Here is a 25,126-nt window from a genome sequence, read left to right on the forward strand (position 1 = left end):
TCCGAACCAAAGACAGAAAACTAAAATGGATTTCAAAAGACCTTTTGAAGACACTTCTTATTCCGAAGTAATTCTGACTCCTGAAGGAAACGGAACAAAAGTAACTTGGACCCTCGATTCCGAATTGGAAAGGCCGATGAACTTGATGCGTTTTTTCATGGACGGAGCGATGGATAAATCTTATGGAGAAGGTCTGGCAAAACTGAAGGAAATTTCCGAAAAGTAAATATTCCCTTTCTTTAAAGAGCAGATTTCGAATCTGTTAGAAAGACGGTAGTTAAAAATTAAAAGTCCTTTCATCATATTAGATTGAAGGGATTTTTCTTTTACAAACATTAAAAAAAGTTAAAAAATGCCATGTTTGAAAACGACGTAAAATAATTACCTTAAATTTGCCTTTGATTTTGGCAAAAAAGTTTGAAATCGCTTAACAGAAAAAATATTTAATGAAAAAAATTACCGCAATTGCGCTTATTTCGATAGCACTTGTTTCGTGCAAAAAAGAAACTAAAACCATCACCAAAGTTGACCCAGCTACAGGAAAAACCATTACCGTGGAAGTTCCTGCAGATTCTGTAAAAGCGGAAATTGCAAACGCTGTAACTCCTGCAATTAAAGATTCCTTAGGAGTTTATACCCAGACTTTCAAACTGGAAAAAGGAAAGTCTTACCCATTGAAAACCGTTCAAAAAGACGTTCAAACCATGACCGCCCCAAACGGACAATCACAAGGCGGAACAAGCGAAACGACCGATGAAATGTCGTTTTTTGTGAATAATTTTGATAAGGGAGTTTACGACATTACCATTAATTTGTTGGGAAAAAGAAATTCACAAACTGCAAACGGGAAAACCATCGCAGTCGACACCAAAGCGGCTGAACCGAAAGAAGAACAGTTGAAAATGATGTGGAAAGTCAACAAGGCTTTGGTTGGAAATAAATTAAGTATGAAAATGGATGAGAAAGGAAAAGTTCTTTCCATCATAGGTTTTGAGCCGATTTATACGAAGGTTTCCGGTTCTGTTGCAGGTGTAATTAAAGAAGCCAATCAGAAAGCAGCGTTCGCAAAAAGTTTTAAAGAAAGTTTTAATGAAAAAGTTTTGAAGGAGCAGTTCACCAAAAATTTAGTTTTACTTCCTGAGAAAGGAGCTAAAGTAGGAGGGAAGTGGACAGAATCTGAAAACGCAACTCCCGATGGAAAAATAAAATTGACCACAACCTACGTCTTGAAAAGCGTTGGAAACGGTGTTGCCGAAATCTCTGTTTCAGGCGGAATCCCAAAGAAATCGGATAAGGCAACTCAACAAGGAGTGACACGAACAATGTCTTCTGAACTTTCACAAAACGGGAAAATCTTGCTCGACCAAAATACAGGTTGGGTTAAAAACCAAACCATTTCTGTGAAAACGGCACAAACAGAAACACTTTCCGACGGAAAACAAACACAATCGATGAAAAGTGTTTCTAACTCAACGGTTACGGTGAATCCTTAATCAATTAAGAATTAACAATGAATCATAAATAATGACTTTGTTACAAATTATTCATTGTTAATTTTTCATTTTTAATTACGAAGATGAAATATATTTTAGAATTAATCCTCGCAACAATCATTATTTTTTTTCTTTGGAATATTCTGAAGCGCTTATTTTTTTCAGCATTTTACAAGTTTCCAAAACCGCAGAATAATGAAAATGTAACGACCCAAAAAACAAAGAAAAATTTAGATTCCAAACTAAATTGGGATGCAGAGACAGTAGATTATGAGGAAGTTAAAGACGAAAAAACTTCCGAAAGATAATATAAATGGGAAAACAATTTTAGTTTCCAATTATTAAAATGTTTCTTTGATTATCTTTGTGAAATTCAATTTTGAATCTTATACATTAAACCTGTTTAATTCGATGAACAGGTTTCTTTAAATAAAAAATATGGTAAAAAATAAAAAACTAATTTTCATTATCGCCAGTTTGGTTCTGTTCATGATTTTGGCTTTGGTTTATGCAAATCCAGTTTTGACAGGAAAACAACTTTTCCAACACGACATCGTGCAATACAAAGGTGGCGCAAAAGAACTTTTGGATTACCGTGCTCAAAATGGCCTGGAAACGTATTGGAGCGACTCCATGTTTGGCGGAATGCCGACTTATCAAATGGGAGCACAATTCCGTGGAGATATTGTGAAAAGTATTGATGGAGTTTTGAACTTTTTGCCAAAACCCGCGAATTATATTTTTCTCCTTTTTTCAGGTTTTTTTCTTCTCGGTTTGGTTGCGGTTCGTAACTGGAAATATGCGCTTTTAGGGGCGACTTTTTTCGGACTTTCAACTTATTTCTACATCGCGCTTGCTGCAGGTCACAACGGGAAAATTCATACTGTTGCTTATTTTGCGCCACTTTTGGCGGGAATTCTTTTGGTTTATATTCGAAAGAAATATATTCTCGGATTCATTGTCACGGCTTTATTCATGGGCCTTCAGGTTGCGGCAAATCACCCGCAAATGACGTATTATTTGTTCATCGCACTCGGATTTTTATTCGTTTCTGAATTGATTCGTGCGTTTCAACATAAAATTTCTTGGAAACATTTCGGGATTTCAAACGGGATTTTGGCTTTGGCGATGCTTCTCGGAGTGGGGATGAACTCCCAAAGAATCATGGCAAATTCGGAATATGTTACTGAAACCGTTCGCGGAAAACAAATTCTTAATAACGACAGACATTCTTCCGACGAATCGGGAATGGATAAAGAATCGATGCTGATGTGGAGCTACGGAAAAATGGAAACCTTAAACCTTTTCATTCCACGATTAATGGGCGGTTCAAGCAATGAAGAAGGCTCTGATAAAATGATGGCGAGAGTTCAGGAAATGGTTCAGGAAAACGTTACTTCACAATCTGAAATGGATCGAATCTCAAAAGGTTTTTCGTCGCTCACTTATTGGGGAGAACAACCTGGAACTTCTGGACCAGCTTATCAAGGAGCGGTGGTTTGTTTCTTGGCAATTCTCGGATTTTTCTTTGCTTGGAAAAAGTACCGGTATTGGATTTTGGGAGCTTCGATTCTCACCATATTTTTAGCGTGGGGAAGTAATTTCATGGCGCTTTCGGATTTCTTCATCGATTTTGTTCCGTTTTACAATAAGTTCCGTGCGCCGAGTTCGATTTTGGTCGTGGTAGAATTGTTGTTCCCATTAGTTGCAATGATCGGGCTTTATCGGTTTTTTAACTCCAATGAAAAGACGGAAACCACTTCGGAAAATATTCTAACAGAAGAATATAAAACCAAAATCTTGAAGTATGTTTCAGCTTCGGTTTTAGGAATAATTCTGCTTCTTTTGGTATTCGGAAAATCAATTTTAGGTTTCCACACCGATTCTGAAAAAACGTATCTTCCGCCATATCTTCTTGATTTTTTGGTGGATGAAAGATTCAAAATGTTCAGAATTGATGCCATTAAAGCAATTATTTACGTAGCGATTACAGCAGGAGTTTTATTTTTAAGTTTAAAGAAAAAATTAAGTCAGAATATTGCGATTATCGTCATTGGTTTGGTAAGTCTTTTCGATTTGTGGAGCGTGAATAAACGATATTTAAACAACGATAATTTCGTGGATAAAGCTTTTGCAGAAAATCCCTTCCAAACAGAAAATTCAGATTTGCTGATGCAGAAAGTAGGAGAGAACTCAAATCTTCAATCACTTTTAGCGAATGCGAAAATCAACCAAACTTTAGAAACCATCGCAGAAAAAGACAAAACCCATTACCGAATCTACAACCAAACTTTGGGAACTTTCAGCGAAACGAATACGTCTTATTTCAAATCCTCAATCGGTGGTTATCATGCGGTGAAATTGAGGAGATATGATGACTTAATCAACGAATATTTCAGTAAAATGGACACGGTAAAAATTCCGAAAATACTGAATATGCTGAATACCAAATACATGATTTTTGGAAATGCGGAAAAACCTGATGCCGTGGTAAATCCCAACGCAAACGGAAATGCGTGGTTTGTTTCAAACGTGAAATTTGTAGAAAATCCAAATGAAGAAATCAAACAAATCGGCGAAATCGATTCAAAAGAAGTTGCCATCATTTCGAAAGACGACCAAAAATATTTTGAGGGAAAGCAATTGGCTGCAGATTCTACTGCAGTTTTAAATCTGACAAAATATCAACCGAACGAATTGGAATTCAAAACCCAATCAAAAACCCCGCAATTGGCAGTTTTCTCGGAAATTTATTATCCGAAAGGTTGGAAAATGTTGATTGACGGCAATGAAGTTCCCTACATCAAAGCCAATTATTTGCTGAGAGCGGTTCACGTTCCTGCAGGAAATCACATGGTGAAAATGGTTTTCGAACCTGCCGTAATCGCCAAAGGAAAACTGATTTCCATGATTGCGTTTGGATTGTTTTTGCTGTTGAGTTTGGGTGGAATTTATTGGTTGTACAAGAATCGAAACAATCAAACTGCGTAAACTCTGCAACCATTTACACCAATTGCACCCATTTGAATGAAACAAAAAAGAATTTTAATCATCACCTATTATTGGCCGCCTTCGGGTGGACCAGGGGTTCAGCGTTGGTTGAAATTCGTCAAATATCTTCCCGAATTCGGATGGAAACCCACTATTTTCATTCCCGAAAATCCAAGTTATCCGATTGTTGATGAATCCTTAGAAAAAGAAGTTTCAAAAGATTTAGAAATCATCAAAACCAAAATTTGGGAACCCTATCAAATCGCAGAATTTTTCGGTAAAGACAATAAAAAATTTAAGGCGGGACAATTCGATGTCGGGAAAAATCAGTCATGGAAATCCAAACTTTCGATTTGGGTGCGCGGAAATTTTTTCATTCCAGATGCAAGAGTTTTTTGGGTGAAACCTTCAGTGGAATTTTTAAAAAAATATTTAAAGGAAAATCATTTCGATGCCTTTGTCACAACAGGACCGCCACATTCTTTACATTTGATTGGTTTAGAATTAAAAAAGGAATTTCCTAATTTAAAATGGATTGCCGATTTCCGCGATCCTTGGACAGAAATTTCCTACTACAAGCATTTGAAACTCACCAAATCTTCCGATAAAAAACACAGGAATTTAGAAGCGCAGGTTTTCAAAACAGCCGACATCACTTTAGCCACAAGTTTCACTGATGCGGAAAATTTTCGAAAAAAAGGAGCCAATTCATTTTGTGTCACGAATGGTTTTGATGAAGATGCTTCGACTCCGCTCAGCATGACAACGCAAAACCCTCAAACGCTCAAACGCTCAAACACTCAAACAAAGTTCACGCTAAGCTACATCGGTGTTTTAGAACAATTGAGGAATCCTGAAATATTGTGGAACGTTTTGGGTGAATTGATTAAGGAAAATAAAAATTTTAAAGACGATTTCGAATTAAAGTTTGTTGGAAGAATTGATGACAAGATTTTAGAGAAAATCGAAAATTCTGAATTAAAAAACTCGGTTAAAAACTTAGGTTATCTTTCACATTCAGCAGCCAATGCCGAAATGCGAAATTCGGATTTGCTTTTAATCACGAACTTTCCGAACGAAACTTCAAAAGGAATTATTCCCGGCAAAATTTTCGAATACCTTCAGACAGGAAATCAGATTCTCTCTTTCGGTCCAAAAGACGGCGATGTAAAAAAAATCCTCGAGGAAACCAATGCTGGAAAACACTTTTCTTATGATGATTCTGAACCTTTGAAATCATTTATTCTCGAAAAATATCAAGATTGGAACAACGGAAATCTATCTTCCCAAACCAAAAATATAGATCAATTCTCTAGAAAAAATCTCACCAAAAAATTGTCGGAAATTTTATAGACCTAAAAAAAATCAGGGAAATTTTCCCTGATTTTATCTTTATACTAAACCTGCCGAAAGCTAAAAGCTGATCGCCGAAAGCCATTTAGAGCCAACCCTGCTCCTTCATCCAATCATCATTGTAAATTTTCCCCACATACCTCGAACCGTGATCGTGCAATAAAACCACAACCACATCATCTTTCGTGAACTGATCCTTCATTTGAACCAACGCAGAAATCGCACTTCCCGCAGAATATCCACAGAAAATTCCTTCCTCTTTAGCCAATTTTCTAGCGTAAACCGCACCATCTTTGTCCGTCACTTTTTCGAAATGATCAATCACCGACATGTCGTAATTTTCAGGGATAATGTCTTCACCAATTCCTTCCGTAATGTACGTATATGCATGATCGTAATGGATTTCTCCCGTTTCGTGGTATTCCTTTAAAATCGAACCAAAAGTATCCACACCGATTACTTTAATGTTCTCGTTTTTCTCCTTCAAAAATTTCCCAACTCCGCAAATTGTTCCTCCTGTTCCTGCTCCAACCAAAAAGTGCGTGATTTTTCCATCCGTTTGTTCCCAGATTTCCGGAGCAGTAGATTCATAGTGTGCTTCTCGGTTCGACAAGTTATCGTACTGATTTACGTACCATCCATTTTCCGTTTCCGTCGCCAAACGCTTTGAAACTGAGTAATATGAACGAGGATCCGTCGGTTTTACATCGGTCGGACAAACAATTACTTCTGCACCCACTGCACGCAAAATATCACATTTTTCCTTCGACTGTTTCGAGTTCGTCACGAAAATACATTTGTAACCTTTCACAATCGCCGCCAAAGCAAGTCCCATTCCCGTATTTCCAGAAGTTCCTTCAATAATGGTTCCGCCGGGTTTCAAGCGACCGTCTTTTTCAGCGTCCTCTATCATTTTCAGCGCCATTCTGTCTTTCACCGAATTTCCGGGATTGAAGGTTTCCACTTTCGCCAAAACCAAAGCTGGGAAATCTTCGCCCAATACTTTGTTCAATTTCACAAGTGGCGTATTTCCGATGGTTTCAAGGATATTTTCTGCGTATTTCATTGTCAATTTTTAAAGCAGCAAAAGTACGGATTCTTTGGCAATTTGTACCCGCTGTCCGCTATATCTTTTTTGCCACTCGTTCCTCGCTGCAAAAAAGGATGCCGCTTCCATCGGGGCTAGAAGTTAAGGAATTTTGTCTTTCGAAGGGAATTGTTGTGCGCAGAAAAAACCTGTGTTTTTTGGACAGATCACGATCTGTCCCTACAAGAATCGCAATAATGCAACAATCTGCAACCTGCACCAATTGCACCATGCACCAAAATTTAATTATACTTAATCGCCTTCACCGGAGAAATCTTGCTGATCAGATAACTTGGCAAAATCAGTGCGACAGCAGAAACGATGAGGATTCCAATAGAAATGGCGAGAATATAAAGAGGATTCAAATCTACGGGAACTACACTCAAATAGTAATTCTCGGGATTTAATTTGATGATCCCGAAATATTTTTGAATCAGCAGGAATCCAATTCCGATCAGATTTCCGAAAACCAATCCCGGAATCATGATCAGCAAAGTGTAATTGATGAAAATGGTTCGGATTTGTCCGTTACTTGCGCCCAAAGTTTTCAGCATTCCGATGGAATTGGTTCGCTCGATAATCAAAATCAGCAAAACCATCACAATATTGATAATTACCACAACAAGCATAATGATGATGATCAACGCAATATTGGTGTCGAATATCGCAATGAAATCCATGATTTGCGGATATTGATCAGTTGCTTTTACGGTATAATTTTTATAGCCCACCAATTTGTCCACAAGTGGTGCATCTTCATCAATGTCATTAATATTTTTTAGAAAAACATCGATTCCGCCTATTTCCTTTCCTTGAAAACCCTGTATTTTTCTAGCATGATTGATTCCGCCGATGACGAAAAGTTCGTCAATCATTTTGATATCTGTTTTGTAAATTCCAACAACCTGAAATTTTCTATAGAGCGGACTTTGGTTTTCTTTGGAAAAAATGGCGACAATGCTGTCTTTCACATTCAAATGAAGATCAGACGCTAACTTTTGCGAAATGGCAATTCCGTAGTTGAAAACACCTTCTTTTACTATTGGAGTTTTACCTTCAATCAAAAATTTTTTAAACCTTTCATGGTCAAAATCGGGGCCAATTCCTTTAAAGATAATTCCGGCAAAATTATGTTCGTTACGCAGAATTCCACTTACGGAAACGTATTTCTGCATATTTGCCACATCGGGTAATTCCTTGATTTTTTGAATTTGAAGTCCTTCCGTACTTAAAGGTGAGGAGTTATAAGAATTGTTCGACTGTTTGGATTTAATGGAAATATGTCCCGAAAAATCCGCCATTCGCTCTTTAATCGCCCGTTTCGAACCCAATCCTGTAGAAACCGTAATTAAAGAAACAATCACTCCTAAAGCTACGGAAAGCCGACCAATAAAGACAATAATCCGTGAAAGATTATTTTTGTTATCTTTGGAAAAAGCAATTTTTTTAGAAAAATATAACGGAAACTTCAAGCGGATGAATTTAGCCCTCAAAATTAAAGATTTATTTCTGATTGTCCTCATTTATTTCGGTTTTTGCCAACCAAATTTTGCACAAAACATCGATAAAAACTGTTTTAAAACAGGAGCAGATCGCCCTGAATTGTATCTTCCCTTTCTTGAAAACAAAACCATCGCGGTTGTCACCAATCAAACCGGATTGCTGAAAGACAAAACATTTCTGGTGGATTTTTTGGTGAAAAAAAATATTAAAATCAAAACGATTTTCGCTCCTGAACACGGTTTTCGTGGCGATGCAGATGCAGGTGAACACGTGAAAAACGGAGTGGATTCTAAAACCGGAATTCCGATTGTTTCCCTTTATGGAAGTAATAAAAAGCCAACTTCCGAACAATTAAAAGGAATTGATTTGGTTTTGTTTGATATTCAAGATGTTGGAGTTCGGTTTTACACCTATATTTCGACTTTGACTTATGTAATGGAAGCCGGAGCGGAAAATAACGTGGAAGTCATCGTTCTGGACCGACCAAATCCACACGACGGTTATATTGACGGTCCGGTTTTGAAAGACCAATGGAAAAGTTTCGTGGGAATGCACAACGTTCCAATAGTTTACGGTTTGACGATTGGTGAATACGGAAAAATGGTGAATGGCGAAAAGTGGCTGAAGAACGGAGTACAAGCAAAATATACCTTGATTCCGATGCAGGGATATCACAAAAAACAACGTTACGAAATTTCCGATAAACCGTCGCCGAACTTGCCGAATGATAAGTCGATCAACCTTTATCCGAGTTTGTGTTTTTTTGAGGGAACTCAAGTTTCTGTTGGAAGGGGAACCACTTTACCTTTTCAGATTTATGGTTCGCCCTGGACGAAAAACTTGCCCTATCAATTTACGCCAAAACCAACTTCCGGAGCGAAAGATCCTTTCTTAAATGGAAAACTTTGCTTCGGAGAAAATCTTTCAACTTATTTACATGATTTGAGGGAACTTAATTTAGATTGGCTATTAAATGCATATAAAAACTACAAAAATTCGCAACAGGATTTCTTCCTGAAAAATTTATTCTTCGATAAATTGGCTGGAACCGATGAGTTGAGGAAACAAATCATTGCGGGAAAATCTGAGAATGAAATTAAAGAATCGTGGAAAAGCGATTTGGAGAAATTTCAGAAAATTCGTGCGAAATATGTGGTTTATGAGGATTGAGTTGAGGTGATTTGCCTTCGCAGTGAATTTCTTTCAGAATGAATTTCTTTCAGAGTGAATTTCTTTCGCAGTGAATTTCTTTCAGAGTGAATTTCTTTCAGAGTGAATTTCTTTCAGAGTGAATTTCAAATTCATTAAATGTCTTTGAATTGCTAAAAATTCACCATTCCTGCGAAGAAAATTCACCGTTCACCGACGCAGTCGAATTGACAGCGAAGCTTGGTCACTTAAAAAGACGCCTTCACCTGCATCGAACCAATATGAATCGTTCTTTCGCCAGAATTCCTACCTTCATAATTCACATTCAATTGAATCAACGAACTGATCGCCTGTTGAAAGAAAACGCTCCAAACCTGGTTTTTGCCCGGCTTTAATCCGTCCAACATTTGATTTCCGACCAAAGAAAAATTGTTCCCTGTGAAATTATTGTTGATGAACGAGAAACTTCCGCGAACTGAGGTTCTCTTTCTGTCCCACTGCAAACTTCCCGTTAAATCGAAGGTTTTCAAAAATTCTTCTCCGTCTGTTCTTTTCTTTTGCCTTAATGCAGAAGATAACTCAGCTTGGATGGTTTCCGTCAATTTATAAGTCGCTTTCGGCTTCGTTTCAAAATTATTTAAAAGATAATCTCTCGTCTTGAAAAGTTGCGACGAATTGGAAATATGATGAACTGAATTTTCCCAATCCAACCTGAAATCTTTATTGAACCAATATCCGATGTTTAGAAAATTTGAAGTTTGCGAACGTTCTTCATTACTAAAGTTGGCATTAATCAAATTGTCATTTTTAATGAAACGGTAACTTCCGTTCCAACCCGATTTGTCGGTAGGATTGAATTGCGCCGAAGCCAAAATATTTTGATTTTTCAGGATTTGGTCTTCATTTTTCTCGAATGGATTCAAAACCAAAACTTTTTCTTTTTTGTAGAAAGAATTTTGCGAATTCAAAGAAATATTTAAGTTCCAACGCTTTAAAAATTTATTTTCAGAATTGAAAACCACCGATGGATTCACAAACAAAGCCAACTGCATTTTATTTTTATTGGAAGGAATATAATTCACCGTGTTCGTGTAAACTCTGATGTACTGCGCCAAATCGGCATATTCCGCAATTTCAAATTCGTCGAGTTGTTGAATTCCGTCGCCGTTGTAGTCGGTCCATTTGTAAATTCCCTGTCCGTCGGTAACTTTGATGTATTGAAATTCCCGTTGTGCTTCCTGCCCGTTTCCGAGTTCGTAAAATGCCTGCAAACGCATTCCGTTTCTGAAAAGTTGCTGATTGTATAAAATATTTCCCACCACAAAATCCTGATTGAACTTGTTGGCAAAATTTTGTTCTTGATAAAAGAGTTTTCGATAATGAATCAACGCATTCAATGTGGTTTTTTCGGTTTTGATGATTTGACTTTCCGCCATTAAACCCAAAATTTGGTTCATGTTTTCCAGAGAATTGTTTCGCACGGAATCATTATCACGGAAATACATTTTAGTTAAAAGTTTTGTTCGTGCCGAATCACCGATTTTTTTCTGTACAAAAATTTCTTTCCAGCTGTAACTTGAAACGTCGAGCTGATTGGTTTGATTGAAGTTTTTCAGGTTGTGTTCCACACTTCCGCCGATTGCCCAACTTCCTTTTTCGCCGATTCTTTCAGCGATAATTCCGCCACGAACGAATTTGGTGTTTTGCAAAGTTGCTTTGGTGTCGAGGTAGGAGAAATTTCCTTTGGTGTTGAATTTCCCTTTTATCCAACCAAAATCCAAATCGTTTTTAATTCCTTTATAGGAATCTTTTTCGTCCAAATAATTGATTCGGTAGTTTAAAAATGAAAGATTTTTCCATTGATTTAAAAAGCTAAAAATCAAACGGTTTTGGGTGATTTTATTGAACTCCGAGTTTAAATTAAAATCCCTTGAAAACTCAACGTCATTAATTCTGTCGAGAATATGAAACTGCGAATTGATGTGCTGAAATTCAAAACTCGGCGTTCCTTTCCAATTGTTTTTCGTAAACGTTTTGTTCCCGAAAATTCTTCCTGCATAACCGATATTTTGATTGGCATCTTTTGAAGAAAATAAGTTCACATCGAAATTGCTCAATGAAAAATCCGCCCCGATTTTTCCCTCATTTAAAAGAATTTCGGTATTTGCCGAAAAAACCTGAGATTTTTGTGGAGCGGGTAACTTTCGAACCGCCTTGTAATCGCCGAGATTGTTTCCCACATATTCGAAAACCCGACCGTTATTGGTAGTTTGTTTCAGTCTGTAATCTCCCAAATTCTGCCCGAAATAGGTAAACGCAACCTGATAAAGGGTTTGAGTTTGATCGGTAGAAAATTCATAATAATTTCCGTTCGGATTTTGAATTAATTGATAAAGTATTTTGTTGACATCGTACTCCGAAACGGTTCCTGAAGGTGCATACATTAAATCGGGATTGTTTCCTGCATTGGCTAAAATCTGTTCGTCTTCTTTGGAAAGATTTAAGGAAAGCGGGGCATTTTTATTATCGTTTTCCATAAACCAATTGAACCCGAATTTGGCTTTTTCCCTTTCATGTCGAATTCCGCCCGTTACTAAAAATCGGTTGTAATTTCGGTTGGTATAATTATAGGAAATGGTGATGAAATTTTGTTTAAAAATAGGCCGATAACTCGTGAAAGTAATTTCTCCTGTGTTGTAATTGATGACATAATCTTGGTTTTCGCCACGCTTCATTAATATTCCATCAATAAAAACCTGTTCAGAGCCAGAAATAATCGTGATGAATTGTTCGCCGTTTTTTCCATTCAATCGATACGGTCCTTGATTTCCTTCCACGCCCTGAAAACGAGTTCTGTGAAATTCACTTCTCGCAACTCCGGCGGAAACATCCACGAAAGTTTTGTTAATGTTCCCAAATTGGGTTTCAAATTCCAAACCCATGCTTCGTCGTTGGAATCGGCCGAAATAGGTTTTTTCATCCAGCAAATCCAAATGTCCGGCTCTTAGGATTGATTTGTCTTTAATATTAAGCTGGATATAAATTTTGTCGAATTCTTCCAAAGTCTGCGTGTAACCATCGGCTTGAATCGGGAGATTGTGGTCTGAAATGCTCGCCAGAACGGAAACATCCTTCGAAAGTTTACCTGTAATCTGCAAATCCATCGAGCTTTGCACGCTTTGTCCTTGATTATTCCCGAAAGTAATTCCACGAATGATCGAACCTTTCGAGTTCAAATCTCCTAAAATATTGGAACGGGTATTTTTCACCAAAACGCCTTCATCCAAAATAACTTTGTTTTGAGTTCGGATAAAGTCGAGCGTATCTTTCGAGAAAACATCTTTATTGATTTTTGCAGCGATGATTGAGTCTCTTTTTACCGAATCTTCCGGAATGTTTGGATTTTTCCACGTGAAAATTTGGGCATTAATCAAGCTTAATACTGAAAAGATAAAGAAAAAAGAAAATATTTTTTTAGCCAAAATCTCTGCAAAACCGTTGTGTAAAAGTAACGAAAAACTGCTTTTAAAATTGTTATTGAAGTCTTAATAATTATTTAACCTAATAATTATGACATTAATAAAAAACGTTGTATTTTTGGGTCATAAATTATTAATAATTAAATTTTTAAAACAATGAAAAAACTTTATTCATTATTCGCAGCGATAGTTTTGGCTGCAACAGTTAATGCTCAAACGACGGCAACGTAAACTTTTTCTGGAGCAAATCAATCGGAAGTATTGTCTGGAACAATTGATTCAAACCTTACTTTTGTGACGGCTAAAGGAACTTCTGCACAGTCTCCAACATTTTATACCGCAGCTCCTGCAGGTGTTCGAATCTATTCGGACAGAGCGACAGGAGACGGTAATTCTTTCACTATTTCAGTAGCAACAGGTTATGAGATTACTGGATTGTCTTTTACAGCAGTAGCAAGCTATAACCCAACTGTAACTTACAGCGTTGATGGTGGCGCTTTTGCAACGATGCCAAAAAGCACAAACGATTACACACTTTCTGGAATTGCTGCAGCAAGTACATTAACTTTCAAAAATGCCCATCTTGGTGGGACAAGTAACATTCAGTTGCGTATTCCTTCTTTCACCGTTACTTATAGACCAACCTCTTCAATGGCGGTAGGAAACGTAAACGCTGCAAAAGTAAACTTGGTGAAAAATACCGTTGTTGACAACAATATTTTATTCTCTGCAAAAGCTTATGTGAAAGTAATTTCAATGAACGGACAGGTTGTGAAATCTGCTTCTGTAAACGAAAACACTTCTTTAAATGTTGCAGATTTAGCAAAAGGAATGTACATCGTAACAGGAACTGTAAACGGAAAAGCAGTATCTGAAAAGATTATCAAAAAATAATTTTAATAAATTGTTAAATTTTAAATACTTCTCTTTTGGGAAGTATTTTTTTGTAAATTTGTGTTCTAATTTTTTAATATAATTAAAATCAATTTATTATGAAAAAAATCTTTACAATTTTAGGAATTACAGCCGTTGCAGCAGTATCTGCACAAAATTTAATGCCAAATCCAGGATTTGAGGCTTGGACTGGTACGGCTCCAGATGGTTGGTACGTTACAGGTACTACAATTGTTCAGGGTACTGGTGCAAATGCACATAGTGGAACTTTTGCAGTTGGAATTACTGCTCCAGCTTCTGCATCAGGTAACAGAACAATCAGTCCAACTACCGATATTCCTGTAGATCTTACTAAAACTTACGTGTTTTCAGGATGGTATTTAGACAATACTCCAAATGCGAAATTTAAGTACTGGAATCAATTTAGAAATACAGCAGATACAGGTGCAAACGCTATGCAGGCTGCAGATTTTTCTGTAGACTCTCCAGAGTGGAAATTTTTCACTGCGGAGGCTATGCCAAATGCAGGAGCAACCGTTGCAAGACCAGGTTTAAGAGTTTATGGTGAAAGCGCAACTAACAATGGTGGAGTGATTTATGTTGATGATGTACTTTTTGCAGACAAATCTACTATGGCTGTTACTGATGTAAAGTCGTTCGACAAAGCCGTAAAAATGAACACCATCGTTGGGAACGAGTTGAGAGTAATGCTTCCAGAAAGAGCTACGGTAAATATTTATTCAGCTGAAGGAAGATTGGTAAGCTCAAACAGAGTGAGCAATGGTGAAGCAATCAACACTTCTTCAATGGCGAAAGGAACTTATATCGTTACTGTAGATAACGGTTCTGCGAAAGTGAGCAGAAAAGTAATCAAAAACTAATATTTTTTATAAATATTTTGAAAGCCGCTTTTTTCTAAAGCGGCTTTTTTGTTGATATTGGCATCAATCACCCAACATCAGGTTTCTCAAAACCATCCTCTCCTGAAATAATTGGTTACGGCAGAGAAATTCAGTACCAAAGTAAAACGTATTCTCTTCCCATAATCTTTAAATGAAGGCTCAAAACCGAGCGAACTTTGTATCGGGAAATAAACTTCCAAAAAATCAGGAATGACCTTCACTTTCACACCAGAATCCCAAATGAATTGAGAATCACGACCTACATTTTTATAGATTCCCGCATCCGCATAAATATTAAACCATTTCCAAACGTGAGAATCTACATTGAATGCGGTAATCCATCGATTTGCGGTAGTTCCGATAAAGGATTTAAAACCACCATCCGTAATGATCAGCTGTTGTGCAAGAATTCCGGAAGTTGCACTTTGTCCCAATAATCCGTAAGAAAAACTGTAATTCGATGTGCGTGAAATTCCGTAATCGAAAAGGTTGTTTTTCGTTTGATTAGAGATAAAATAGCCCCCAAAAATCCTGAAACTTACTTTCTTGTCCTTCGCGTATTCCCAGCGGTAAAACGCCTCTGCTGAAATTTTCTGGAAATCCTCCATCAACTGAAGATTCGTGCTGAAATATTTTTCGTGGATGATCTGCCGGTTCGAATAACCGTAACCAATGCTCCACAGATTGTACTTTGCATATTCGTTTTTGCGAATCATTTCCGGATTCAAATCTTTGTCGAAGAAATTGTAGGAAATTCCCACGCTTCTACTGGTATCACTTCTGGGATTTTTCGCAAAACTTATGCTTGCAAATGCCGAGAATTTGCGATAGGTTAAATCATAATCGTAATGAAAATAGGATCCGGATACTCCCAAATCCAAACTTCTGTAAAAACTTTCAGCAGGTAAGAACGAGTACGAAACACCACCGGAACCGGTAAGTTTTCCTGTACCTGAACTAAAATAGGGCGTAATTGAATACTTAAATTTCCTTTCAAAAAGTGAAGAATTTTTAAAATTAAGACCAAACAAAACTTTGTCGTAGGCATTGAAATTCGTTCTCGGATTCAGATAAATCTCGTTGTATTCGGGATTGGGAATGTCCTTGAAAAGTTTAAAACGTATCTTCTTCTGATTGGCGAAAAATCCTTTCGTGTAGCGATAATTATCTCTGAAATTATTTTCTGGAAAGATATATTCGCTGTTTACTACAATTTTATCGGCATCAGATTGCGGGATGTTGTAGGGTTTAGGCTCCATAGAATCGTCGGTATCGAACCAGAATTCCTTCTTTTCTCCCTTTTTATTTTCGGTTTCCACTTTGAAGGGAATTTGCTGAACCGTATTTTTTTTCACCTTGATTTGAAATTCGTCTCCCAATTTTTTGTAACGTCTTAAACTGAAATTCGTGCGGTTTTTTTGCTGGATAAACCGCTCTAAAAATTCCGAAGAATAGCCCGAAGCTAAAGCCAGCTCATCCAAAAACTCTTTAGTATTGATAGGTTTTGTGGCATTTTTCTTTAGATAAAATTTCATAAAATCATCAAAAATTTCTTTACCCATTTTTTCGGCGATAAAGGAAATTAGACTTCCCATTTCAAAATAACTGATTGCAGAAGCGTTATAATTACTCAACTTCTCAAAAGGTTCAGCTATTTTTTGATCCAAATTCTGCGTCATGATGTATTGATAGGCCAAACCATAACGCTCTGAAAGTTTCAGTCTGGAGGCGTGAAACATTTTCAGCGGTTTCAACCCAAAAATTTTTGCATTGTCGGGAAGTTCGCCCAAAAGTTTCTCGTCTTTATAGTATCGGTCGAGGTACTGAATTTCGAGGTAGGTTTTTAGTCCGTTCATCATCCAATGATCAGCGTTTTTCTCAAAAATAGTTGTCTGCGATACAATATTTTTCGCCAAAATGCTGAAATAGTTCAAATCAATCTTTTTAGCGTCATCAAAAAGTTGCCAACGGAATTTCCAGAATTTAATATCGTCCGTTCCGGTAAAGTTTTCCGCATTTTTAAATTTTTCGGTGATCAAAATTTTTGAGGGCAGAAATCCTATTTTGCTCTTGATGAAATTAAGTTGCAGCGGTAGATAAAATTCCAGATTCTGTCTTTCAGCTGGGGTTAAGAGATAACCGAAATCAATTTGGATATTTTGTGCATCAACAGTAGTGGCAATGCTGTCAAATTTGTTTTCAGTAATTAAAAACTCTGGATCGTTATTTAGATTTCCCTGAAAATAATTGGGCTGAATTTCTTTCAGATTGCTCTTTGAAAACCAGTTTGCGGGAACATCCAGATTCACCGTCCAGAAAATTCCGGGGCTTTGATTTTCCTCAATATCAATAAAATTTCTTTCGGGCTGGTTCTCGTTTTCAAAACCATCGGGAACGATGAAGAAGTACTTAAGTTTGAATTTCTTTCCATCCGTTCCGTAATTCGTAAATTTTTCTGATGGCAAATTCAGTGTATATTCCAACGAAATTTTTACGCTTTTTCCTGGCTCTAATTTTTCGGCAAGTGAAAGGTAAACATTTTCATCGGACTCGTTAACTCCAGAAATCGCTTTATTATCAATTTTAGCCTTAAAATTTTCTACACTTCCTAATTCGTTAGAATTTGCGAAGTAAAGTTCGCTCTTTCGGTCTTCCAATTTTCTTTTGAGAAGGGGAGTGTGTCGGTTTCTGTAGGCGGAAATCCAATTGAGAAGTTTGATTTTTTCTAAACTTGAATTGGTGTTGTTGAAATAGGTAATCTCCTCATTTACGGAAACCTGCCTATCATTTTCAACAATTCTTGCAGCGATGTAAACACTGTCCTGTTGGCCAAAAACAGCAACAAAACCGAACACCAATAAAAATCCGCACAAAAATCTTTTCATTATAAAGCAATTCTCAAATATAATGATGTTTTTATAAAACTGATGGTGTTTTTCTTAAAATTTTAAAGGGAAAATCCATCTGGATGAGGTTCGGTAAGAAGCCGTTTTTTTGACCTTAATCAATTATAACCTCAAACTTTGTTCAGATTTATTTATTTTTGGTAAAACTTTCCATATTGTTTAAAGGGTTCCATATTGCTTTTCTGTTTTTGATCCTTGGTGTTCAGCAAACTTTTTCCCAAGTGATTGAAACTACAGTGCCTTTAATCATCGATGAAAGTAAAGCAACGATTCGCACTCGTTTTACGCCGCCCAAAGGTTATATTTGGATGAAAGAAGAAGCGGGAAGTTTTAGCGAATACCTCAATTATTTTCCGCTGCATCCGCCGAATTTCCCGGTGCGTGATTTCAAGGCAGTTCCCATACCGAGACAAAATAACCACGTTGCGATTTTGAAAATTGATGTGGGCGACAAAGATTTGCAGCAATGTGCCGATGCATGGATGAGATTGTACGGAGAATATCTTTGGTCAAAAAAACGCTTTGATGAAATTGGTTTCGAACTAACGAGCGGGCAATTTTTTTCATGGAACGATTACAAAAACGGAACCCGGACAAAAGAAGTTGGAAAACGGGTAAGGTTTATCAAAACGGGAAAAGTGGACGATTCTTACGAGACTTTCCGCGAATATCTGAACATTATTTTCCGGTATGCGGGAACCATTTCTTTGGACAGAGAATCGGTACCGGTGTTGAAAAATTCTGAAATTAAATCGGGAGATTATCTGATAAAACCAGGAAGTCCCGGCCATTCCGTAATTATTGTGGGGGTGGCGAGAAATAATGCAGGAAAAAGGCTCTATCTTTTAGCGGAAAGTTTTATGCCTGCACAAGACATCCATATTTTGCGAAATCCCGACGCAAAACTTTCGCCTTGGTACGAACTGGATGTCAATGCACCCCAAACCGTGACTGCGAAGTATATTTTTAAACCTACTTCCATTAAAAGATTTCAAAAATTGAAATAAAAAAAGCGGAAAATGGTGTCACCCGATTTTCCGCTTTGCTGTTTTTAAAACTAATTTTTTATTCAGCAGTCAATTCAAAATCTCCTTTTATTCTTACCAAATCACTGATCATCGGTGCCGGAAATTTTGGGCCAATTCCGAAGTCGGATCTCTTCAAAGTACCGTAAACTTGATAACCGTAGGTTTTTTTCTTGTTCATTGCGTTAATGGTATTTCCTCTGTAAACCAAGGTTAAAGTCACCGGTTTTGTAATTCCGTGCATGGTGAGATTTCCCTTCAAAGTGTAGTAATTGTTTTTAGTTTTGGTGAGGGAAGTACTGGTGAAATCCAAGGTTGGATATTTTTCTGCGTCAAAGAAATCAGGACTTTTCAGGTGGGTGTCGCGTTGTTCAATATCCGTGTTGATGGAATTGATATCGGCAGAAAATGTAAGAGTAGATTTCGCAAAACTTTTTTCGTTGGCGTTAATGGTTAATGATGCCTTGTTGAAATTTCCCGTAATATCATTGATTCCGAGGTGAATGACCGCAAATTGAATTCTGGAATGAGCAGGATCGCTCTTTAGAACAATCTGTCCGAACATTGAAATTGAAAACACTAAAACAGTGATGATTGAAAGTAATTTTTTCATAATGATTTTATTTTGGTTGATTTAAATTTGATTTATTGTCTATTGACAGCGAAACGATTTGACGATTTACTTTTTAATTGCAGTTTCCTTCTATATCGCAACTTTCTCCCGAATTGATGATTTGCAAGCCGTTGTCGCCGGAAGAAAATTCTTCCCAGGATTTATTCAGGACTTCCAGGAAAAGTTCAGGTTGTTGTGCACCAGAAACGCCATATTTGTCATTAAAAACGAAAAACGGAACCGCATTTATTCCAAGTTGTCGCGCCATTTGAAGGTCTTCATTAACTTTATACGCCATTTCATCAGATTTTAAAGCATCTTTTATTTCATCTTCACTTAATCCAACCGATTTTCCGATTTTAATTAAAGTCGCTTCATCGTCAATATTTTGACCATTTTCAAATTGTGCTTCAAAAAGTTTTTCCTCGATTTCGTTGGCTAGATTTTTAGTTTTCGCCAACTGAATGAGAAGATGTCCTCTGAACGAATTTGCCACTTTTGAATCGTCAAAATTAAAATCGATTCCCGCTTCTTGACCTGCATTTTTTGCGTGACCGTGAAGGATTTTGGCTTCTTCTACCGAAATTCCTTTTCGTGAAGCGAGGTATTCGTAATTATCTCTGTCTGCATCGGTCGTTAAATCGGGATCGAGTTGGAAACTGTGCCAATTCACCTCAATATTTTTTGCACTGGGAAATTGTTCCAACGCTCTTTCAAACTTTCTTTTTCCGACATAGCAAAACGGACAGCGAATGTCGCTCCAAATATCCACTTTCATATTTTTCATAATACTGATTTGATTTATTGGAACAAAGATAGTGCCTTAAAAAGTGAGCTACATTGATGTATGGTAAGTTTATTTTGCACCAAAGAACAACGCAAAGATTCGAATCAATTCACTGATGAAGCCTGCTTTGAACATTTCCCTAAACATTCGCTTAATCAATCCCGAAACTTGGGGATAAACTTTGCGTCCTTAAAAAAGTGAAGGATTAATAATAATCTTTGCGTTAAAAAAAGTATTCTGTGACAGAAATTTTGAAATTAATATTAATGCAAATTATTCAAGTTTAGATTGGTGTTTACTTTCATTTCCGTGTCCGAATCCCCTAAACTCCAAAAGTATATTTCAAAACGAAATACCAAATCGCCAAAGTAACAAAGGAAAGCGGAATCCCAATACCAATCATAAGGTTTGAAACTTTTGGCGAAAGTTGGTGGTCAATTGCAATAATGACGGCGGTAATCATCGGAGCCATTGCGGATTCCAGAAAGGAAATTTCAATCATTTCTCCGCGCTGTTTTAGAATGATGAAATAAAGAACAAAAACAAATGCAGGAAACAGAATCAGTTTAAATAAAAGTCCCCAAAAAAGAGGTTTAGAATCTGAATCTAATTTTTGCCAACGAAGCTGACTTCCCACAGAAACCAGTGCAAGCGGAACCGTTGTCGCACCAAGTTTTGAGAAAACTTCATCCAATTCAACTGGAACGGAAACACTGAAAATATTCAACAAAACTGCGATGCTAAAAGCAATGAATGGAGGAAATCGAATAATTTTTTTAAAAATCTCCAACACTGAACTTTGTCCACCTGAATAAAAATTCGCCACCGCAATTCCAACTGTGGAAAGGGCGACAAATCCTCCCGGTTGGTCAACAAGCATCACGGTTTTAATTCCGCTTTCGCCATAAATCGCCTGAATGACAGGTATTCCGATGAATGAAGTGTTGCCAAAACCTGCACCCATAATCAATGCGCCAATCAAACCTTTTGACCAATTCATTTTCTTTCCTAAAAAAGTGAAAAACAAAATCGCCAAGATAATGTTCATCCACGCAATGGCGACAGGAAAAATAATTTGGTAACTCAACACCACTTTCGGAATGTAGTAAAGCGCAAGAGCTGAAAGTGAAATATTCACCACAAAAGAATTCAACGCCGAATGTCCATTTTCTGGAAAAATTTTGGTTTTTCTCAAAAATATTCCGAGAAACAGACAAAGGAAAAGTAGGATTAAATTTGACATGAAGCGACAGGAATTCTTTTATAAAATGTTTAAATCAAAAATGCACAAATAAAATATTCGTGCATTCGGGGCAGTTTTTATTTCAAAAATTAAAGACTCTGTTCGTACGCATTCCAACCTGCGATTTTGTAGTTTAAGGCTGCTTTTTCCGCATCATCAGATTTGTAAATTCCGCGTCCTACGATGATGAAATCGGTTTCTAATTTTGTAAAAACGTGTTCAGGCGTGTTGTATTGTTGTCCTTTTCCATCGCCAGAATCGGCAAGATTCACACCCGGAGTAAACAATAAAAGTTCGTTTGGAATTTTATTTTGAGCCACTCCGCCAAAAACATTGGGATGGGAAACTGCAATTTTTACGGCTTGTTCGCGGTATTCCATATCGGTCAAAGTTCCTGTGGAAGACATGCTTAAAATCGCAACAACACCCACATTTCTGAAACAATCGAGTGAATCGTAGCCTGCAATAACTTGTGCCGTGACAAAATCCGCCCAATTAGAAATTTTGAAAACGCCCATCGAAAACTGAAGTTCCTGCGTGTTTCCAATGTCGGCAAATTTGCGGTCTTCCATTAAAAGAAAATTGTACTTTGAAGCTAAATCTTTTAACGGTAAAATTGTTTTATCGGCATCAAAATCAGAAATAATATCGATATGCGTTTTCAGTGCAACGATGTGTGGGCCGACTTTTTCAACCAAATTTAATAATTCTGCGGTAGTCGTAACATCAGCGGAAACGATAAGGTTCGAACGTTTTTCAATAGCGATTTTTAATAATTTTTGAGCAACAGAATGATCACAAATCTTCAGTTTTTCTTCGTAGGAAATTCTTTTTTCTTCTTTGAATTTTACCACATTTCCTGCAAGAAAATCGTTGATTCTTTCAATTTCATCATCCATCAACAATCCTTCTTCCTTCAACATTTTGCACACTTCAGAAATTGTGAAAAGCGTATGAACATGGTAACCTTTGCTTTCCAAAAGTTCTTTTCCGCCTTGTTGTCGGTCGAGAACTACCACAATGTCGGAAACGGTGATTCCCTCGTTTTCAATTTCGGGAATGGTTTCTAAAAGAGATTTTCCTGAAGTAATCACATCTTCCACCAAAAGACAGTTTTGACCTTTCGTGAAAATACCTTCAATCAATTTTTTCGTGCCGTGTTGTTTGGCTTCTTTCCGCTTCATAATCAATGGAATATAACTTTCCAAAGACATCGCAGTCGCCATCGGAAGCGCCGCATAAGGAACTCCGCAAATCAAATCGAAATTATCCAGTGGAAGCATATCCAAAAGATAATTGGCCAAATTTTTCAAAATTTTCGGGTCTGAAGCAAGTGGCCGCAAATCCACATAAAATGGACTTTCAATTCCGCTTTTCAGGGTAAATCTTCCGAATTTGATGATGCCGAGTTTGTAGCACTCGAGAAAAAATTCCTTTTTAGTTTCCATTCAATTTTTTACTTTTCACAAAGTTACGTGGAAAAGTTGGAAATTGGAAGTTGAGAACGGAAAGATTTCTATAATTCAGACAGAAAATCTCTATCTTTGAAAAAATCAAAACTGTCACAATGAAACTAAAACTTTCTTTACTATTTGTTCTGTTCTCATTGCTTTCTTTTTCTCAAATCGAAGAAAAAAAACTCGACGAACTTATTCAAAATACATTGAAAACTTTTGATGTTCCAGGAATTTCTGTTGGAATTATTAAAGACGGAAAAACGGTTTATGCAAAAGGTTTCGGCGTAAGTTCAATGAACACAAAACAGAAAATGGACGAAAATACTTTGGTGGGAATTGCTTCCAACTCGAAAGGTTTTACAGCGACCGCTTTAGCGATTTTGGTGGATGAAGGAAAACTGAACTGGGACGATAAAGTGACCAAATTTATTCCTGAATTTCAGATGTATGATCCTTATGTTTCACAACAGGTGACAGTGAAAGATTTGATTACACACAGAGCAGGACTTGGTTTAGGACAAGGCGATCTGATGTTTTTTCCTGAAGGCGGAAGTTTGACGGTGAACGATATTGTGCACAATGTGAGATATTTAAAACCTGCAAATTCTTTCCGTTCGACTTTGGATTATAACAACATCATGTTCATCGTTGCAGGAGAAGTGATTCACAGAATTTCGGGTTTAAGTTGGGCGGAATTCATCGAACAAAAAATCATGAAACCCGTCGGAATGACTTCAAGTTACGGGAGTTACAACCGTGCAAAAGCAGCCAGTGTTTCCAATATTATTGAAGCTCATGCTCCCGTTGACGGAAAAGCAATTCCCGTTCCTCACGATTGGAATGAAACCGCAAATGCAGCGGGCGGAATTATCAGCAATATCAAAGATATGAACACTTGGGCGGAATTTTTAATGAATGGTTTCACCACGAAAGACGGTAAAAAATTGGTTTCTGACAAACAAATTCAGCAGTTGTGGAATTTGCAGATTTCAACTCCTGTTGCTTTGAAAAATTCTTATGATTCCAACTTTGGCGGTTATGGATTGGGTTGGTTTTTAACCGATGTGAAAGGCCATAAACAAGTTTATCACACAGGTGGATTAATCGGAACGGTAACTCAATTTACTTTGATTCCCGACATGAAATTAGGAATTGTGGTTTTGACCAATCAGCAAAGTGGAGCAGCTTTCAGTACGATTACCAATACGGTGAAAGATGCTTATCTGGGAATTGCAGACCGAAATTGGCTGAAAACTTACGCCGACAGAATGGCTAAATTAAACGCCGATTACGACAAAGGAAAAAAAGAAGTTTTCGCAAAATCTGAAACTTTTAAAAAAGATAAAAACAGCCAAATCAAACCTGAACAAATCGTAGGAACTTACAATGATCCTTGGTTTGGAGATGTAATTATTTCACATGACGGAAAGACTTTCAGAATCATCTGCAAAAATTCTCCACGTTTAAAAGGGGAGCTTTTGCCTTATTCGCCCAACGTGATGATTGCGAAATGGGACGACAGAAGTTACGATGCAGATGCGTTCATCAATTTCAGCTTGGATGAAAACGGAAAAGCAACAGGTGCGAAAATGAAGCCGATTTCAGATGTGACTGATTTTTCTTTTGATTTCGGAGATTTGGATTTGAAAAAGAAATAAATCTCAAAATTTGAAGCCACATAGGCACATAGTTTTAATAAAAAAATTCTATGTACCTATGTGGCTTTAAACTCCTTAAATTTTCTTGGGCTCATAAAAGAAAACCAATTTCTTTTTGGCGTTTTCAAAATCAGACCATGAATCGGTCTCGATTTGAAAACCCGCAACACCACAAGTCGGAAACATAAAGACATCATCCGACATCGAATTGGCAAAATTTGAAATTCCGTTGTTGTGTGAAAACATCGCAACAGAATTCACGTCATTTTCCAAATCATAAATCACCGATTCAAAATTTCTTTCGGAAGGATTATACAGTTTCTGATTGGTATCAATCTCAATATCATAAGTTTGGTTGAAAATCTTGCACGTGTTCAAAGCGCGCACCGCAGGACTCGAGACGAATTTTTGAATCTCGATATTGTTGTCCTTCAAAAATTTCGACATTTTTACCGCATCTTCTAAACCTCGTTCAGCAAGCGGTCTGTCAAAATCGTCGGTATTTTCGGGCCAATCGCTTTTTGCATGGCGCACAAGAATCAATGTTTTCATTCCAATTAAAAATTTGAGAAAATAAAATTATAAA

19 protein-coding genes are annotated in these 25,126 nt (G+C 37.1%); 10 read left to right on the plus strand and 9 right to left on the minus strand.

Features of this window, described 5'->3' with window-relative positions:
- Positions 1-25 precede the first annotated feature (25 nt).
- The 5 genes from J4771_RS12710 (at position 26) to J4771_RS12730 (ending at position 5,837) form a co-directional block, all read left to right on the plus strand.
- The gene (locus J4771_RS12710) at positions 26-226 is read left to right on the plus strand and encodes an SRPBCC family protein (RefSeq protein ID WP_262900176.1); all 201 of its coding nucleotides are present in this window, start codon (positions 26-28) and stop codon (positions 224-226) included.
- Positions 227-446: 220 nt separating this feature from the next.
- Complete coding sequence (locus J4771_RS12715; protein ID WP_224135360.1) at positions 447-1,493, plus strand: DUF6263 family protein; 1,047 nt, start codon at positions 447-449, stop codon at positions 1,491-1,493.
- An 83-nt stretch (positions 1,494-1,576) separates the two neighbouring features.
- Positions 1,577-1,801 carry a glutathione S-transferase family protein gene (locus J4771_RS12720; RefSeq protein ID WP_224135361.1) on the plus strand — a complete coding sequence of 75 codons (225 nt, stop codon included), beginning with the start codon at positions 1,577-1,579 and terminating at the stop codon, positions 1,799-1,801.
- 130 nt (positions 1,802-1,931) lie between these two features.
- A complete protein-coding gene (locus tag J4771_RS12725; RefSeq protein ID WP_224135362.1) occupies positions 1,932-4,484 on the plus strand; it encodes a YfhO family protein in 2,553 nt (850 codons plus the stop codon).
- 36 nt (positions 4,485-4,520) lie between these two features.
- Positions 4,521-5,837 carry a glycosyltransferase family protein gene (locus J4771_RS12730; protein WP_224135363.1) on the plus strand — a complete coding sequence of 439 codons (1,317 nt, stop codon included), beginning with the start codon at positions 4,521-4,523 and terminating at the stop codon, positions 5,835-5,837.
- An 85-nt stretch (positions 5,838-5,922) separates the two neighbouring features.
- Here the strand turns inward: J4771_RS12730 and J4771_RS12735 are convergent, their stop codons facing one another.
- Entirely contained in the window at positions 5,923-6,903 is a 981-nt protein-coding gene (locus J4771_RS12735) for a PLP-dependent cysteine synthase family protein (protein WP_224135364.1), read from the minus strand.
- Between the two features lie 263 nt (positions 6,904-7,166).
- Entirely contained in the window at positions 7,167-8,396 is a 1,230-nt protein-coding gene (locus J4771_RS12740; RefSeq protein WP_224135365.1) for an ABC transporter permease, read from the minus strand.
- 4 nt (positions 8,397-8,400) lie between these two features.
- Between J4771_RS12740 and J4771_RS12745 the strand changes: the two genes are divergently transcribed.
- Positions 8,401-9,597 carry an exo-beta-N-acetylmuramidase NamZ family protein gene (locus J4771_RS12745; protein ID WP_224135366.1) on the plus strand — a complete coding sequence of 399 codons (1,197 nt, stop codon included), beginning with the start codon at positions 8,401-8,403 and terminating at the stop codon, positions 9,595-9,597.
- A 227-nt stretch (positions 9,598-9,824) separates the two neighbouring features.
- Here the strand turns inward: J4771_RS12745 and J4771_RS13225 are convergent, their stop codons facing one another.
- Entirely contained in the window at positions 9,825-13,010 is a 3,186-nt protein-coding gene (locus tag J4771_RS13225; RefSeq protein ID WP_262900177.1) for a hypothetical protein, read from the minus strand.
- A 306-nt stretch (positions 13,011-13,316) separates the two neighbouring features.
- On the opposite strand from J4771_RS13225, the gene J4771_RS12755 reads away from it, so the two are divergent.
- Together J4771_RS12755 and J4771_RS12760 are read left to right on the plus strand one after the other, a co-directional pair.
- On the plus strand, positions 13,317-13,949 hold the full coding sequence (locus J4771_RS12755; protein WP_224135367.1) for a T9SS type A sorting domain-containing protein: 633 nt from the start codon (positions 13,317-13,319) through the stop codon (positions 13,947-13,949).
- 98 nt (positions 13,950-14,047) lie between these two features.
- Entirely contained in the window at positions 14,048-14,830 is a 783-nt protein-coding gene (locus tag J4771_RS12760; RefSeq protein WP_224135368.1) for a T9SS type A sorting domain-containing protein, read from the plus strand.
- Positions 14,831-14,916: 86 nt separating this feature from the next.
- Here the strand turns inward: J4771_RS12760 and J4771_RS12765 are convergent, their stop codons facing one another.
- Entirely contained in the window at positions 14,917-17,736 is a 2,820-nt protein-coding gene (locus J4771_RS12765; RefSeq protein ID WP_224135369.1) for an aminopeptidase, read from the minus strand.
- Positions 17,737-17,978: 242 nt separating this feature from the next.
- On the opposite strand from J4771_RS12765, the gene J4771_RS12770 reads away from it, so the two are divergent.
- Positions 17,979-18,764, plus strand: a complete 786-nt coding sequence (locus J4771_RS12770; RefSeq protein ID WP_224135370.1) for a DUF4846 domain-containing protein — start codon at positions 17,979-17,981, stop codon at positions 18,762-18,764.
- Between the two features lie 58 nt (positions 18,765-18,822).
- Here the strand turns inward: J4771_RS12770 and J4771_RS12775 are convergent, their stop codons facing one another.
- The 4 genes from J4771_RS12775 to pyrF all read right to left on the minus strand — a co-directional run bounded on the left by J4771_RS12775 (position 18,823) and on the right by pyrF (position 22,873).
- Positions 18,823-19,395: a YceI family protein gene (locus tag J4771_RS12775; protein WP_224135371.1), complete on the minus strand. Its 573-nt coding sequence runs from the start codon at positions 19,393-19,395 to the stop codon at positions 18,823-18,825.
- 73 nt (positions 19,396-19,468) lie between these two features.
- Entirely contained in the window at positions 19,469-20,182 is a 714-nt protein-coding gene (locus J4771_RS12780) for a DsbA family oxidoreductase (protein WP_224135372.1), read from the minus strand.
- A 322-nt stretch (positions 20,183-20,504) separates the two neighbouring features.
- Positions 20,505-21,425 carry an AEC family transporter gene (locus J4771_RS12785; protein ID WP_224135373.1) on the minus strand — a complete coding sequence of 307 codons (921 nt, stop codon included), beginning with the start codon at positions 21,423-21,425 and terminating at the stop codon, positions 20,505-20,507.
- A gap of 89 nt (positions 21,426-21,514) precedes the next feature.
- Positions 21,515-22,873, minus strand: coding sequence for an orotidine-5'-phosphate decarboxylase (gene pyrF / locus J4771_RS12790; RefSeq protein ID WP_224135374.1), 1,359 nt, complete (start codon positions 22,871-22,873; stop codon positions 21,515-21,517).
- A 119-nt stretch (positions 22,874-22,992) separates the two neighbouring features.
- Here pyrF and J4771_RS12795 point away from each other — a divergent pair, with 119 nt between their 5' ends.
- Positions 22,993-24,540 carry a serine hydrolase gene (locus tag J4771_RS12795; RefSeq protein ID WP_224135375.1) on the plus strand — a complete coding sequence of 516 codons (1,548 nt, stop codon included), beginning with the start codon at positions 22,993-22,995 and terminating at the stop codon, positions 24,538-24,540.
- Between the two features lie 75 nt (positions 24,541-24,615).
- On the opposite strand, the gene J4771_RS12800 is transcribed toward J4771_RS12795, so the two are convergent.
- Entirely contained in the window at positions 24,616-25,092 is a 477-nt protein-coding gene (locus tag J4771_RS12800) for a SixA phosphatase family protein (protein ID WP_224135376.1), read from the minus strand.
- Positions 25,093-25,126: the final 34 nt, after the last annotated feature.

Source organism: Candidatus Kaistella beijingensis (genome assembly GCF_020084865.1).
Classification (GTDB): domain Bacteria; phylum Bacteroidota; class Bacteroidia; order Flavobacteriales; family Weeksellaceae; genus Kaistella; species Kaistella beijingensis.

Excerpts from the sequence above, each read along its gene's own strand:
- J4771_RS12730 (WP_224135363.1), top strand. The coding sequence starts at position 4,521 with ATGAAACAAAAAAGAATTTTAATCATCACCTATTATTGGCCGCCTTCG.
- J4771_RS12780 (WP_224135372.1), bottom strand. The coding sequence starts at position 20,182 with ATGAAAAATATGAAAGTGGATATTTGGAGCGACATTCGCTGTCCGTTT.
- pyrF (WP_224135374.1), bottom strand. The coding sequence starts at position 22,873 with ATGGAAACTAAAAAGGAATTTTTTCTCGAGTGCTACAAACTCGGCATC.
- J4771_RS12715 (WP_224135360.1), top strand. The coding sequence starts at position 447 with ATGAAAAAAATTACCGCAATTGCGCTTATTTCGATAGCACTTGTTTCG.
- J4771_RS12725 (WP_224135362.1), top strand. The coding sequence starts at position 1,932 with ATGGTAAAAAATAAAAAACTAATTTTCATTATCGCCAGTTTGGTTCTG.
- J4771_RS12800 (WP_224135376.1), bottom strand. The coding sequence starts at position 25,092 with ATGAAAACATTGATTCTTGTGCGCCATGCAAAAAGCGATTGGCCCGAA.
- J4771_RS12710 (WP_262900176.1), top strand. The coding sequence starts at position 26 with ATGGATTTCAAAAGACCTTTTGAAGACACTTCTTATTCCGAAGTAATT.
- J4771_RS12765 (WP_224135369.1), bottom strand. The coding sequence starts at position 17,736 with ATGAAAAGATTTTTGTGCGGATTTTTATTGGTGTTCGGTTTTGTTGCT.
- J4771_RS12720 (WP_224135361.1), top strand. The coding sequence starts at position 1,577 with ATGAAATATATTTTAGAATTAATCCTCGCAACAATCATTATTTTTTTT.
- J4771_RS12760 (WP_224135368.1), top strand. The coding sequence starts at position 14,048 with ATGAAAAAAATCTTTACAATTTTAGGAATTACAGCCGTTGCAGCAGTA.
- J4771_RS12745 (WP_224135366.1), top strand. The coding sequence starts at position 8,401 with ATGAATTTAGCCCTCAAAATTAAAGATTTATTTCTGATTGTCCTCATT.
- J4771_RS12735 (WP_224135364.1), bottom strand. The coding sequence starts at position 6,903 with ATGAAATACGCAGAAAATATCCTTGAAACCATCGGAAATACGCCACTT.
- J4771_RS12795 (WP_224135375.1), top strand. The coding sequence starts at position 22,993 with ATGAAACTAAAACTTTCTTTACTATTTGTTCTGTTCTCATTGCTTTCT.
- J4771_RS12775 (WP_224135371.1), bottom strand. The coding sequence starts at position 19,395 with ATGAAAAAATTACTTTCAATCATCACTGTTTTAGTGTTTTCAATTTCA.
- J4771_RS12785 (WP_224135373.1), bottom strand. The coding sequence starts at position 21,425 with ATGTCAAATTTAATCCTACTTTTCCTTTGTCTGTTTCTCGGAATATTT.